Annotated in this window: 13 protein-coding genes; 10 read left to right on the top strand and 3 right to left on the bottom strand. The window is 70.3% G+C overall.

Annotated features, from left to right (window positions below; genetic code table 11):
• From V3T34_RS23480 to V3T34_RS23470, 3 genes are all read left to right on the top strand, one after another.
• Positions 1-822: a TIGR00282 family metallophosphoesterase gene (locus tag V3T34_RS23480; RefSeq protein ID WP_060846642.1), complete on the top strand. Its 822-nt coding sequence runs from the start codon at positions 1-3 to the stop codon at positions 820-822.
• Between the two features lie 243 nt (positions 823-1,065).
• Positions 1,066-2,115 (top strand): MotA/TolQ/ExbB proton channel family protein, encoded by a 1,050-nt coding sequence (locus V3T34_RS23475; RefSeq protein WP_305077896.1) that lies wholly within the window; start codon positions 1,066-1,068, stop codon positions 2,113-2,115.
• A 19-nt stretch (positions 2,116-2,134) separates the two neighbouring features.
• On the top strand, positions 2,135-3,148 hold the full coding sequence (locus V3T34_RS23470; RefSeq protein WP_060846644.1) for a peptidoglycan -binding protein: 1,014 nt from the start codon (positions 2,135-2,137) through the stop codon (positions 3,146-3,148).
• Positions 3,149-3,803: 655 nt separating this feature from the next.
• Here the strand turns inward: V3T34_RS23470 and V3T34_RS23465 are convergent.
• On the bottom strand, positions 3,804-5,645 hold the full coding sequence (locus V3T34_RS23465; RefSeq protein ID WP_407942756.1) for an ABC transporter transmembrane domain-containing protein: 1,842 nt from the start codon (positions 5,643-5,645) through the stop codon (positions 3,804-3,806).
• A gap of 215 nt (positions 5,646-5,860) precedes the next feature.
• Between V3T34_RS23465 and rpmE the strand changes: the two genes are divergently transcribed.
• The gene (rpmE, locus tag V3T34_RS23460) at positions 5,861-6,097 is read left to right on the top strand and encodes a 50S ribosomal protein L31 (protein ID WP_048464135.1); all 237 of its coding nucleotides are present in this window, start codon (positions 5,861-5,863) and stop codon (positions 6,095-6,097) included.
• 187 nt (positions 6,098-6,284) lie between these two features.
• Here the strand turns inward: rpmE and rcdA are convergent, their stop codons facing one another.
• Both rcdA and V3T34_RS23450 read right to left on the bottom strand, forming a co-directional pair.
• Positions 6,285-6,809 carry a protease adaptor protein RcdA gene (gene rcdA / locus V3T34_RS23455; RefSeq protein WP_060846645.1) on the bottom strand — a complete coding sequence of 175 codons (525 nt, stop codon included), beginning with the start codon at positions 6,807-6,809 and terminating at the stop codon, positions 6,285-6,287.
• A 662-nt stretch (positions 6,810-7,471) separates the two neighbouring features.
• Positions 7,472-7,663: a DUF1192 domain-containing protein gene (locus V3T34_RS23450; RefSeq protein ID WP_305077897.1), complete on the bottom strand. Its 192-nt coding sequence runs from the start codon at positions 7,661-7,663 to the stop codon at positions 7,472-7,474.
• 216 nt (positions 7,664-7,879) lie between these two features.
• Here V3T34_RS23450 and rpmH point away from each other — a divergent pair, with 216 nt between their 5' ends.
• The 6 genes from rpmH to V3T34_RS23420 all read left to right on the top strand — a co-directional run bounded on the left by rpmH (position 7,880) and on the right by V3T34_RS23420 (position 12,301).
• Entirely contained in the window at positions 7,880-8,014 is a 135-nt protein-coding gene (gene rpmH, locus V3T34_RS23445; RefSeq protein WP_010300405.1) for a 50S ribosomal protein L34, read from the top strand.
• A 30-nt stretch (positions 8,015-8,044) separates the two neighbouring features.
• Entirely contained in the window at positions 8,045-8,539 is a 495-nt protein-coding gene (locus tag V3T34_RS23440) for a ribonuclease P protein component (RefSeq protein WP_060846647.1), read from the top strand.
• A gap of 117 nt (positions 8,540-8,656) precedes the next feature.
• On the top strand, positions 8,657-10,489 hold the full coding sequence (yidC, locus tag V3T34_RS23435) for a membrane protein insertase YidC (protein WP_060846648.1): 1,833 nt from the start codon (positions 8,657-8,659) through the stop codon (positions 10,487-10,489).
• Positions 10,489-11,160 (top strand): ribosome biogenesis GTP-binding protein YihA/YsxC, encoded by a 672-nt coding sequence (yihA, locus tag V3T34_RS23430; protein ID WP_060846649.1) that lies wholly within the window; start codon positions 10,489-10,491, stop codon positions 11,158-11,160. The genes yidC and yihA overlap by 1 nt, the downstream gene beginning before the upstream one ends.
• A complete protein-coding gene (locus tag V3T34_RS23425) occupies positions 11,160-11,558 on the top strand; it encodes a DUF423 domain-containing protein (protein WP_060846650.1) in 399 nt (132 codons plus the stop codon). Before yihA ends, V3T34_RS23425 begins: the two co-directional genes overlap by 1 nt.
• An 86-nt stretch (positions 11,559-11,644) precedes the next feature.
• The gene (locus tag V3T34_RS23420; RefSeq protein ID WP_305077899.1) at positions 11,645-12,301 is read left to right on the top strand and encodes a hypothetical protein; all 657 of its coding nucleotides are present in this window, start codon (positions 11,645-11,647) and stop codon (positions 12,299-12,301) included.
• Positions 12,302-12,384: the final 83 nt, after the last annotated feature.

The following is a 12,384-nucleotide window of genomic DNA, read 5'->3' as shown; positions in this document are numbered from 1 at the left end:
ATGCGCCTCCTCTTCCTCGGCGACGTCGTCGGCCGGCCCGGCCGGGTGGCGGTGAGCGAGCGTCTGCCGGCCCTGCGCGAGCGCTGGCGCCTCGACTGCGTGGTGATCAACGGCGAGAACGCCGCCGGCGGCTTCGGCATCACCGAGAGCATCTGCGACGAGTTGATCAATGCCGGGGCCGACGCGGTGACGCTCGGCAACCACTCCTTCGACCAGCGCGAGGCGATGGTGTTCATCGCCCGCCAGCCCCGGCTGGTACGCCCGGCGAACTACCCGCCCGGCACCCCCGGCCGCGGCGCCACGGTGGTCGAGACCCAGAGCGGCGCCCGGGTGCTCGTCGTCAACGTGATGGGACGGATCTTCCTCGATCCCCTCGACGATCCCTTCGCGGCGGCCGAGCGCGAATTGTCGGCCTGCCCGTTGCGAGACGCCGCCGACGCGGTGATCGTCGACGTCCACGCCGAGGCGACGAGCGAGAAGGAGGCCTTCGGCTGGTTCCTCGACGGCCGGGCGAGCCTGGTGGTCGGCACCCACACCCACGTTCCGACCGCCGACCACCGCATCCTGCCGGGCGGCACCGCCTACATGTCCGACGTCGGCATGTGCGGCGACTACGATTCGGTGCTCGGCATGCAGAAGGACGAGCCGGTGCGCCGCTTCCTGCAGAAAACCCCCGGCAGCCGCCTCGAGGCCGCGACCGGCGAGGGCACCTTGTGCGGCATCGCGGTCGAGACCGACGACGCCACCGGCCTCGCCCGCCGGGTGAGCCCGGTGCGCCTCGGGCCGCATCTCGAGGAGACCTGGCCGCGGCACTGGGACTGACGGCAGAGGGACCGGCGGCACCGGGCCCGACCGCACCCGGGACCCGCGAATCCGCGGTGGACTAAGCACTTTCGGACGAGGCGGCCGGGGCAGGACAAGCCCGGCGCCGGCTTGATCGTCCCGGCGGCACCCGGCACAGTGCCGGCACCGCTGCCCCGGGGGATCCTTCAGGGCGGCGGCGACCCGGCATCCCGGGCGCGGCGCCCCTCCGGGCCCCGTCCGCCACAGTGAGTACGGCCCGCGATGGCGGCGAGCGCTGCGTCCCCTCCCCTGACATCGCCGCGGATCTACCTCGTCCGCATGGTGGTGTTCCTGGTCCTGGCCGGGTTCCTGGCCTTCGTGCTGTACCGCCAGATCGTGCCGGCCTTCATGGCCAATCCGGGTCTCAACGGCCTGATCGTCGGCGCGACGCTGATCGCCATCGTGATGGCCTTCGGGCAGGTGCAGCGGCTCTTCCGGGAGGTGCGCTTCGCCAACCGCGTCGCGGAGGGCGCGCCCGATGCCGGAAGCCCCCGGGTGCTCACGGCGCTCGCCCCGGCGCTCCGCGAGGCGAAGAGCGGCCGGCCCCACCCGCAGGGGCAGTTCCAGCCGCTTCTCGACACCGTGGCCTCGCGCCTCGACGAGGGGCGCGAGATCCTGCGCTACGTCGGCGGGCTCCTGATCCTGCTCGGCCTGCTCGGCACCTTCTGGGGCCTGATCGACACCCTGTCGGCGGTGGGCGGCGTGATCCGCTCGATGCGGGCCGGCGGCGGCGATGCCGCGGTGATGTTCGATGAATTGAAGAGCGGCCTCGCGGTGCCGCTGTCGGGGATCGGTCTCGCCTTCTCGGCCTCGCTGTTCGGTCTCGCCGGCTCCCTGGTGATCGGCTTCCTCGATCTCCAGGCGGGCCAGGCCCATACCCGGTTCTACAACGAGCTGGAGGACTGGCTCGTCACCGCCGCCGGTCCGGCGCCCGCCCCGGTGCCGGTCCCGGTGACCGTGCCGGCGGCGGCCGCCCTCGCCCAGGCCGGGCCGCGCCCGCCCGAGCCGGCGCCGCGCGAGCCGCGGAGCGAGGCCGCCCTGAAGGAGGTCGCCGACGCGATGACGCGCCTCGGCACGCTGGTCGGCGACGGCACCACCCACAGCCGGGCGAGCACGCAGGCGATGGCGAACCTCGCGGAGGGCATCCAGGGCCTCGTCCAGCACATGCGGGCCGAGCAGCAGATGATCCGCGACTGGGTCGAGGCGCAGGCCAACCGCGAGCGCGAGCTGAAGCAGGTGCTCGACCGCCTCGCCCGGGAGAAGGTCGAGTGAGCGCCGGAGACCCCGCCTGATGGCCGGCCGCCTCGTCCGGCGCGACCGCGCGCTCAACGTCTGGCCCGGCTACGTCGACGCCCTGACGACGCTGCTGCTGTCCGTCGTCTTCCTGCTCACCATCTTCGTCACCGGCCAGTTCTTCCTGTCGCAGGAGCTATCGGGCCGCGACACGGTGCTGGAGCGGCTGAACCGCCAGATCTCGGAGCTCACCGACCTCCTGGCGCTGGAGCGCTCGGGCAAGCGGGCGCTGGAGGAGAGCGCCGCCTCCCTGCGGGCGAACCTGTCCGGGTCGGAAGCCGAACGGGCGCGCCTGCAAGGCCTGCTCGCCAGCGGCCAGGGCGCCGAGGGCAAGGCGGCCGAGCTCGGCCGCCAGCTCGACGCCGAGAAGGGCACCAGCGCCCGGGCGCTGAGCCAGGTCGACCTCCTCAACCAGCAGATCTCGGCGATGCGCCAGCAGCTCGCCGCGCTCGAGGACGCGCTCGCGGCCTCCGAGACCCGCGACCGCGAGAGCCAGGCCCGCATCGCCGATCTCGGCAGCCGCCTCAACGTGGCGCTCGCCCAGCGGGTGCAGGAGCTGGCGCGCTACCGCTCCGACTTTTTCGGGCGCCTGCGCCAGATCCTCGGCAACCGGCCCGACATCCGCATCGTCGGCGACCGCTTCGTGCTGCAATCCGAGGTGCTGTTTTCCGCCGGACAGGCGGTGCTGAAACCCGAGGCCGGCCCGGAGATCGACCGTATCGCCAGCGCGATCCTGGAGCTCAACCGCCAGATCCCGGCCGACATCCCCTGGGTGCTGCGGGTCGACGGCCATACCGACGCACGGCCGATCGCGTCCTCGCAGTTCCCCTCGAACTGGGCGCTGTCGGCGGCCCGCGCCATCGCGGTGGTGCAGTACCTCGTGGGCAAGGGCATCCCGCCCCAGCGCCTGCTCGCCGGGGCCTTCGGCGAGTTCCAGCCCCTCGAGGCCGGGACGAGCGAGGAGGCCTACGCGCGCAACCGGCGGATCGAGATGAAGCTGACGGAGCGGTGAGAACCGCTGCCGTGGTATTTCATCGGTGTTCGACAAACGATCCCAATACCTTCCCCGCGTCATTCCGGGGCCGCGACGCGGAGCCCGGGATTGCAAGCCGCATGACGTTCAGGAGAGGGCAGAACGCGTCCTGCTTCTTTTTTACCATCCGCGGCTTTGGATTCCGGGTTCCGCGTCGCGACCCCGGAATGACACGGAGGATGTCAGAGCCTGTTTGATTGCGAGATTGGATCCAAGACCCTCCATCGTCATCCTGGGGCCCGGCGTAGCCGGGAGCTCGGGATCCATAACCGCTGACGAAGCAGGAAGAGACGGAACGCCGATCGCCTGATCCTGCACCGTCGGCGGTTATGGATCCCGGGTTCCGCTGCGCGGCCCCAGGATGACGAGGTGAGGCGGCGATTTCCGCGCCAGACCGACTCAAGCAATCAATCATACGAAATCCGATTGATTGCTTCGCAATTCGGATTTCGGCTTCGCTCAAGTGCCGCGCAGGCTTGTGATACCATCGGCCCAGGATGCTGACGCATCGGGCCGATGATCCATCTCGAATTTTCGATGCGAAGCTAGAAGATTGGCGACAATTCGAAAACCGAACCAAACGTCGTCTTCAACGACCTTTGGCATCGATTCTCATCGCGGATCAAAGCGTCTCTCACACCTCCGCAACCTGCCGCTCACCCGCCGGGTCCATCCCGGCCCCGAACTGCAGCGACGCCAGCTGCGCGTAGAGCCCGCCGCGGGCGAGCAGGGCGTCATGGGTGCCCTGCTCGGCGATGCGGCCGTCCTCCATGACCAGGATGCGGTCGGCCGCCCGGATGGTGGCGAGGCGGTGGGCGATGACCAGGGTGGTGCGGTCCTTCATCAGCACGTCGAGGGCGGCCTGCACCGCCCGCTCGCTCTCGGCGTCGAGCGCCGAGGTGGCCTCGTCGAGGAGCAGGATCGGGGCGTCCTTCAGGATCGCCCGGGCGATCGCGATGCGCTGGCGCTGGCCGCCCGAGAGGGTGACGCCGCGCTCGCCGACCAGCGTCGCGTAGCCCTCCGGCAGGGCCCGGATGAAGCCGTCGGCATGGGCTTGCGCCGCGGCCCTCTCGACCTCGGCCTCGCTCGCCTCGGGCCGGCCGTACCGGATGTTGTCGAGGATGCTGCCGCTGAACACCGTCGGGTCCTGCGACACCAGAGCCATGCGGGCGCGCAGGGCCTCGGGCTCGACCGCGTCGACCGGCACGCCGTCCACCCGCACGGTGCCGGATTCCGGGTCGTAGAAGCGCAGCAGCAGCTGCAGCACCGTGCTCTTGCCGGCGCCCGAGGGGCCGACGAGGGCGACGCGCTCGCCCGGCGCCACGATGAAGCTGAGGTCGTGCAGGGCCGGCATCTCGGGCCGGGTCGGGTAGTGGAAGCGCACCCGCTCGAAGGCGATCTCGCCGCGCGGGGGGGTCGGCAGGGCGCGGGGCCGGTCGGGGGCGCCGATCGCCGGCACGGTGTCGAGGATCTCGGCGAGGCGCTCGGCGGCCCCGGCCGCGAGGGTCAGTTCGCCGTAGACCTCGGAGAGCTGGCCGAGCGCGCTGGCGCCGAACACCGCGTAGAGCACGAACTGCGACAGCTGGCCGGCCGAGAGCGTGCCGGCCGCCACCCCTTGCGCGCCGTACCACAGCACCCCGACGACGCTGGCCGAGATCAGGAAGATCGCCACGCCCGTGAGCAAGGCCCGCGCCCGCGCGGAGGCGCGGGAGGCCAGGAACGCATCCTCGGAGGCGGCGGCGAAGCGCTTGGCGGTGGCGCCGGCCATGCCGAAGGCCTGCATGGTGCGCACCGCGCCCACCGCCTCGGTGGCGAAGGCCGAGGCGTCGGCGAGCCGGTCCTGCGCGGCCCGCGAGCGGCGGCGCACCCCGCGGCCGGAGAGGATCAGCGGGAAGACGATCAGCGGGATCGCGGCGAGGACCAGCACCGAGAGCCGCGGGCTCGTCCACACCATCATGCCGATGGCGCCGGTGAACAGAAAAAGGTTGCGCAGCAGGATCGAGAGCGAGACGCCGAAGACCGACTTCACCTGCGCGGCATCCGCGGTGAGGCGCGAGACCAGCTCGCCGCTGCGCGCCCGGTCGAAGAAGGCGGGATCGAGGGTGGTCAGCCGCGCGAACACCGCGGCGCGCAGATCCGCCACCACCCGCTCGCCGAGCGTCACGACGCAGTAGTAGCGCGCCGCGCTCGCCACCGCGAGCACCGCCACCACGCCGATCAGCCCGCCGAAATAGGCGTCGATCATCCCGACCTCGCCGTGCGAGAAGCCGAGATCCACCACTCGCCGCACCGCGATCGGCACCACCAGGGTCGCCCCCGAGGCGGCGACGAGCGCGACGACCGCCGAGGCGATTCGGCCCTTGTAGCGCGCCGCGAACGGGAAGAGGGGCTTGAGAGCCCCCAGGGCAGCGCGGGGACGGGCGGTCTCGGGTCGGGCCTGGGATCTTGCCGGGGATCGTGCCATGTGGCGTGCCATGTGCGGGTGTCGTGCTGTCCGGGTGCCGGCGCTTGTTTGGCGCACGGAGGTGAGGTATAGGCCGCCGCTCATCCGATTACGCGCGATCAATGGCCGCGGCCCGAAGCGGAGCGTTCGGCGCGGGTCGCACTCTTTAGGAATTCGTCATGGCAAAGCAAGCAGCCCCCGCCGCCAAGCAGGCGATCCCCGCCGGCAAGTCGGTCGCGACCCCCAAGGTGGCCCGCACGGCGACCGAGCACCCGGACTACCACTTCATCAAGGTGGTGCTGACCGACGGCAGCTCGTTCATGACCCGCTCCACCTACGGCAAGGAGGGCGACACCCTCAACCTCGACATCGATCCGAGCACGCACCCGGCCTGGACCGGCGGCGAGCAGAAGCTCATGGATCGCGGCGGCCGCCTCTCGCGCTTCAACTCGCGCTTCGCCGGCATCTCGTTCGGCAAGAAGTAAGCCTCACGGCCGCTGCTTCGCGCGAAAAAAGCCCCGGCCTCGCGGCCGGGGCTTTTTTCGTGCCCGCGTGCTCGCCACCGGCGTCGCCGAATGCGGGCGACCGCCCCCCTCCCCGGTCGAGCGCGAATCGCATCGCCGGCCTGACCCGAAGGACAGGCCGGCGATGCGATTCGCCCGGGAGGCGCCGTCAGCCGAAGGCGACGCGCAGCATGTCGTGCTGGGCGAAGACCGGGCTCACCCGCGGCTCAGGGGTCGGGCGATCGTCGGAGATCAGCCGGTCGAGGTGCAGGATGCGGGCGTGCAGCCGCTTCGACTGGCCGATCAGGGCCTGGAGCGACAGCGGCAGCTCGGCGACGAGGACCGGAGCGGCCTCGTTCGTCTCGGCGGTGGTCAGGCGGACCCGGGTCTTCTCCTCGGCCGCCTCGCTCAGGCTCAGCTCGCCCTCGGACACCGCGCGCTGGACCAGCAGCCAGGAGGCGATCTGCATCAGCCGGGTGGTGAGCCGCATGCTCTCGCTGGCATAGGTCAGGGCGGCGTGGCGGGCGAGAAGGCGCGACTCGTCGCGGCCGGGTCCGTCGAGATAGGCCGCGGTCTCCTCCACGAGGGTCATGCCCTCGCGAAACAGCAGCTTGAAGCCCTCGGAGGCCACGAACGTCTCGCCGAAGCGCACGGTGGGCTGCTCGTCCCGAAACATCACGTCCATCACGCCCATGATCCCTCCTGTGCCACCGCGACGCCGGTCCCGTGTCGGTACGGGACATTCACGGTGCGCTCGGGCTGACTGGCGCAACGATAGCGCCATCGGGCGAGCGGCGCGCCGTCAACGAAAAGTTAACCTTAACGCCAACGCGGCCGGGGGACGGACGATCCCGGAGCTGTGGAGAAATCGCAGCGGAAAAAAAGAAAGCCGCCCCGGTGGGGCGGCGAAAGAGTCGTACAGGGAGGCATCAAACAGAGTGGACGGAAAAACCACTCGACATCCAGAAAGCTGGACCGCGTTGGTTATCGCCCGGAAGGCTTAAAAAATGGTTAACGCCGCCGGTCGCCCGCCGGGGAAGCGGCGAGGCGGCAAGGGGATGGCGGGGCGAGGGCGAAGGATTTAACCGGACGACCCGACGAATTCGCAGTCGAGCCCCTCCCCCTGAGAGGCGGGGCGGCCTGCGTCCCTCTCTTAATGGTCCAGCCTGCGTCCGCGGCGGCATCGCCGGGACGAAAGCTCCGTCGGATCGAGATGGAGCGTGCCCCGCGCTTGATGCGTGCCTCGGCCGCGCACCGCCGAGCGCGACCAGTGCCGAACTTCTCCGATCCCGCCCCGCCGTCCCGAACCGGAACGAGAGCGCCCGGATCCGTCCCGTTCCGGGACCGGGAAAAACCTCAGAACTTGAACGCCGCCCGGGCCGCCTCCTGCGACGCCTGCTTGCGGCGGCGATCCTCATCGAGCCGGGCGATCTCCCGGTGAAGGGCCTCGATGCGCTCGTCGAGGTCGGAGACCGACAGGGCCGAGAGGTCCTGGCCGATCTCGTGCACGCTCCGCGGACGTACTCCGCGCTCGGCCTCGTCGAACATCGGCGTCTCCCTTCGAAAAACCATGCTCCGGCGGTCGCCGCCGGATGCCCGGGCGGATCCTTAACGCGATTGACTCGCAGGGGCCATTCCGCCATACACCGGCCCGACGTGACCGCGCCCCATTCGGGCGCGGTTCGCTTTCGTCGAGACATTCTGGACCACGAGGGCCTCGGCAGCGCCACGAGCGCGGCCGGCCCCGGCCTTCGGAGACATGCCGTGAAGAGAACCTATCAACCGTCCAAGCTCGTGCGCAAGCGCCGCCACGGCTTCCGTGCCCGCATGGCCACCGTCGGCGGCCGCAAGGTCATCGCCGCCCGCCGCGCCCGCGGCCGCAAGCGCCTGTCGGCGTAAGGGCAGCCCGCGGTGCCCGAGCGCGCCGCGATGACTGGCGGCGAACCGCCGGTCGGCCGGATCACCCGGCGCCCGGACTATCTGGCGGCGGCCAAGGGCCGCCGTTTCCATACCGAGCGCCTGACGGCGCAGGGCCGCCTGCGGGACGATGGACCGCCGGGCGGCCTGCGCGTGGGCTTCACCGTGACGAAGCGCGAGGGCCACGCCACCGAGCGCAACCGCATCCGCCGCCGCCTCAAGGTCGCGGCGCAGATCGCGGCGACGCAGGCCGGACCGGCGCAGCGGGACAAGCCCGCCGACGTCGTGCTGATCGGCCGGCGCGATGCTCTCTCGGCGTCCTTCGCGCAGCTGGTCGACGACGTCCGCCAGGCCCTCGGCGTGGTGACGAAACCGAAGGCGCCGCGGGATCCCTCGAAGGATCACGGTCGTCCCGCGCGCAGCGGGGGGCGGGGTCGCGGCGGGGCGCGGAGCCCGGGCGGGGCCGGCGCCGCGCCGCAGGGCGCGCCCCCGAAACGGAATTCATGAGGCGGTGCCGGCAAGCCGGTATCGCCTCGTCGTGTTGGTCGTGAGGGCCGGATGCGCGCGGGCCGCCTTTGGCCCGTCGGTCGGCCCCGCTCTTTTGGCGGCAGGCGTCGCGGGTCCATGGGTAACGACAAGACGAACATGATCATCGCCGTGGTGCTGTCGCTGGCAGTGCTCCTCGGCTGGAACTACTTCGTCAGCGCGCCGCAAGTGGAGCGCCAGCGGCAGGAACAGGCCGCCAAGCAGGCGCAAGCCGCGAAGGACGGCCCGGCGGCGAGCCCGCGCGAGGGCGGCCCCGCCAGCCCGCTGCCCGGCACCCTGCCGGGGGCGCCCAACGGCAGCCCGGCCCTGGCGGCGAGCCGCGCCGAGGCGCTGGCCCGCTCGCCGCGGGTGCGCATCGACACCCCGGCGCTCGCCGGCTCGGTGGCGCTCAAGGGCGGCCGCATCGACGACGTGCTGCTGAAGAACTACCACGAGACCGTCGACAACTCGTCGCCGCGCATCGAGCTGCTGTCGCCGACCGGCTCGGCCAACCCGTACTACGCCGAGTTCGGCTGGGTCGGCCAGAATGCCGGCCAGCTGCCCGGCGGCGACACGCTGTGGACCGCCGAGGGCGACGCCCTCACCCCCGAGAAGCCCCTGGTCCTGACCTGGGACAACGGCGCCGGCCTCACCTTCCGCCGCACCATCTCGGTCGACGACAAGTTCATGTTCACGATCGCCGACACGGTCGAGAACAAGGGCGCCAACGCCGTCAGCCTGCTGCCCTACGGTCTCGTCTCGCGCTGGGGCAAGCCGCACACGCAGGGCTACTACGTGCTCCACGAGGGCATGATCGGCGTGCTCGGCGACAAGGGCCTGCAGGAATACACCTACGACAAGCTCGGCAAGGAGAACCCTCTCGGCACGCCCGGCACCCGCGGCCTGTCCTGGACCGGCGTGACCGGCGGCTTCCTCGGCATCACCGACAAGTACTGGGCCGCCACCGCAATCCCGGACCAGAAGACCCCCTATACCGGCTCCTTCACGGAGCGCGACGAGGGCGCCACCAAGGTCTATCAGGCAAGCAGCCTCGGCGAGGCCAAGCAGCTCGCCCCCGGCGCCACCGTTTCGTCGGAGCAGCGCCTGTTCGCCGGCGCCAAGGAAGTCGGGGCGATCGACGGCTACGAGAAGTCGCTCTCGATCAAGCGCTTCGACCTGCTGATCGACTGGGGCTGGTTCTATTTCATCACCAAGCCGATGTTCAAGGCGCTGGACTTCTTCTACCGGCTGTTCGGCAACTTCGGCGTCTCGATCCTGATCGTCACCCTGCTGCTCAAGCTGCTGTTCCTGCCGATCGCCAACCGCTCCTACGTCTCGATGGCCAAGATGAAGGCCGTCCAGCCGGAGATGACCGCGATCCGCGAGCGCTACGCCGACGACAAGGTGAAGCAGCAGCAGGCGATGATGGAGCTGTACAAGAAGGAGAAGATCAACCCGGTCGCCGGCTGCTGGCCGGTCCTTGTGCAGATCCCGGTCTTCTTCTCGCTCTACAAGGTGCTGTTCGTCACCATCGAGATGCGGCACGCGCCGTTCTTCGGCTGGATCCGCGACCTCGCGGCGCCGGACCCGACCTCGCTGTTCAACCTGTTCGGCCTCCTGCCCTACACCCCGCCGGACTTCCTCCACCTCGGCATCTGGCCGCTCATCATGGGCGTGACGATGTTCGTGCAGATGAAGATGAACCCCGCGCCGCCGGACCCGGTCCAGGCCCAGGTCTTCACCTTCATGCCGATCATCTTCACCTTCATGCTCGGCTCGTTCCCGGCCGGCCTGGTGATCTACTGGGCCTGGAACAACACCCTGTCGGTGATCCAGCAATACGTGATCATGCGGCGCAACGGGGTGAAGGTGGAGCTGTGGGACAACCTGCGCTCGACGTTCTCCCGCGCACCCAAGGCCGCGAAGAGCTGATGCAGCACGAGCCTCAAACCGAGGCCGAGAAGGCGGCCGCCCTGCGGGAAGCAGGGCGGCTGCTCTTTGCCGGCTCGGCCGACTTCTTCTACGCCGCCGACAAGCTCGCGATCCTGCCGCCGATGCGGGGGCACGAGATCGCCTTCGCGGGCCGCTCCAACGTCGGCAAGTCGAGCCTGATCAACGCGCTCACCGGCCGCAACGCGCTGGCGCGCACCTCGCACACGCCGGGGCGCACCCAGCAGCTCAACTTCTTCGACATCGGCGGCGGCAAGCTCGTCCTCGTCGACATGCCGGGCTACGGCTACGCCGCGGTCGAGAAGGCGAAGGTCGCGGCCTGGACCGAGTTGATCCACGACTACCTGCGCGGCCGGGCCAACCTCGCCCGGGTCTACGTGCTGATCGACTCGCGCCACGGCATCAAGCCGATCGACGCCGAGGTGCTGGACGGCCTCGACAAGGCCGCGGTCTCCTACCAGATCGTGCTGACGAAGTCGGACGCCCTCAAGAAGCACGAGATCGAGGCCCGGCTCGACGCGACGAGGACGGCGATCGCCCGGCGGCCGGCGGCCTACCCGGAGATCATCCTGACCTCGAGCCGCACCGACGACGGCGTGACCGATCTGCGCGCCAGCATCGCCCGGCTGCTCTCAGAGCGCGGCGAGGCATGATGCCTGCCGCCGACCGGATGCTGATCGCGCTCGCCGGCCTCGCCGGCGCACTCGGCGTCGGCCTCTCGGCGGCCGCCGCCCACATCGCCGGGGCGACGAGCCTCGCCACGGCGGCGCAATTCCTTCTCTTTCACGCCCCCGCCCTCCTCGGGCTCGCCCTGCTCGCCGGCAGCGGGCGGGCGCATCCGGTCCCGGTGCGAATCGCCGGTTTCGCACTGGCGCTCGGCCTCGCGCTGTTCTCCGGCGACCTCTCGATGCGGGCGTTGCTGCAACAGCCGCTCTTTCCGATGGCGGCGCCGAGCGGCGGCATGATCCTGATCCTCGGCTGGGTGCTGGTCGCGGTCGCGGCGTTCTGGCCCTTGCATTCCGGACCGCGAGAAGCTCCCGGGACGCGATGAACCGGGTCAAGGCTGCGCTCATTCCGTAACGGCAACCGCTCAAAAAATCTGCTATCCTCTTTTGCGCCCGAACAGAGGAGCCAGGAATGAGCGCGTTCAAGCCGGTTTCGGAAGACGATTTCCACGCGATCATCGACGCGGCATCCGCAAGCGATGCGTTCCGTCGTCGCTTCGCCGAGTTCGAGCCGTCAACCGACGGCGACGATTTTCAGGTGCATCACGGCGATCTCGACATCGACGGGGATTTCGTCGCGCCGGCGTATTGCACGCTGGTGGTGGGCAACCTGACCGTCTCTGGCTTCATCGACCTCGCCAACGACTATGACCGCGGCTTCGACGAGGGCGGATTGTTCATCGTCCTCGGCAAGGTAGAATGCCGGGTCTGGGCCGGCGAGGGCGGCAAGTGCGCCTTCGTGGACGGCGACCTCCTCGCGCGCGACCTGCTGCTGAATGCCTACGAGGATTCTTCGCTCGTCGTCAGCGGGACGCTCGTCACCCACTTCTTCTACGGCGTCGATATCCATGCCGAGGTCGGAGTGGGCGCCGTGATGGAGTACGGCTGCGGCTACGCCATGCTCGAGCACCCCGACGAGGACCCGGTCCAGATCGAGCCGCGCCACGACGAGGACGCCTCGATGGCCCTGCTCGACGTCGACGACGTCGACGACGTGTCGGCGGACGACCTGATGGACCGCATCCGTGCCGGGGAAACCGTGATCCGGCGAGCGCCCGGCCGGCAGTGACGCGAGGCCGCGCGTCCGCTTCCCGCGGGCGCGAGGACCGCGGGGGCGGCCACACGGCTTTTTCCCGCGAACGGCCAAGCTTC

The organism is Methylobacterium ajmalii (assembly GCF_036448855.1).
Taxonomy (GTDB): domain Bacteria; phylum Pseudomonadota; class Alphaproteobacteria; order Rhizobiales; family Beijerinckiaceae; genus Methylobacterium; species Methylobacterium ajmalii.
This window is presented reverse-complemented; position numbering and strand designations above follow the sequence as displayed.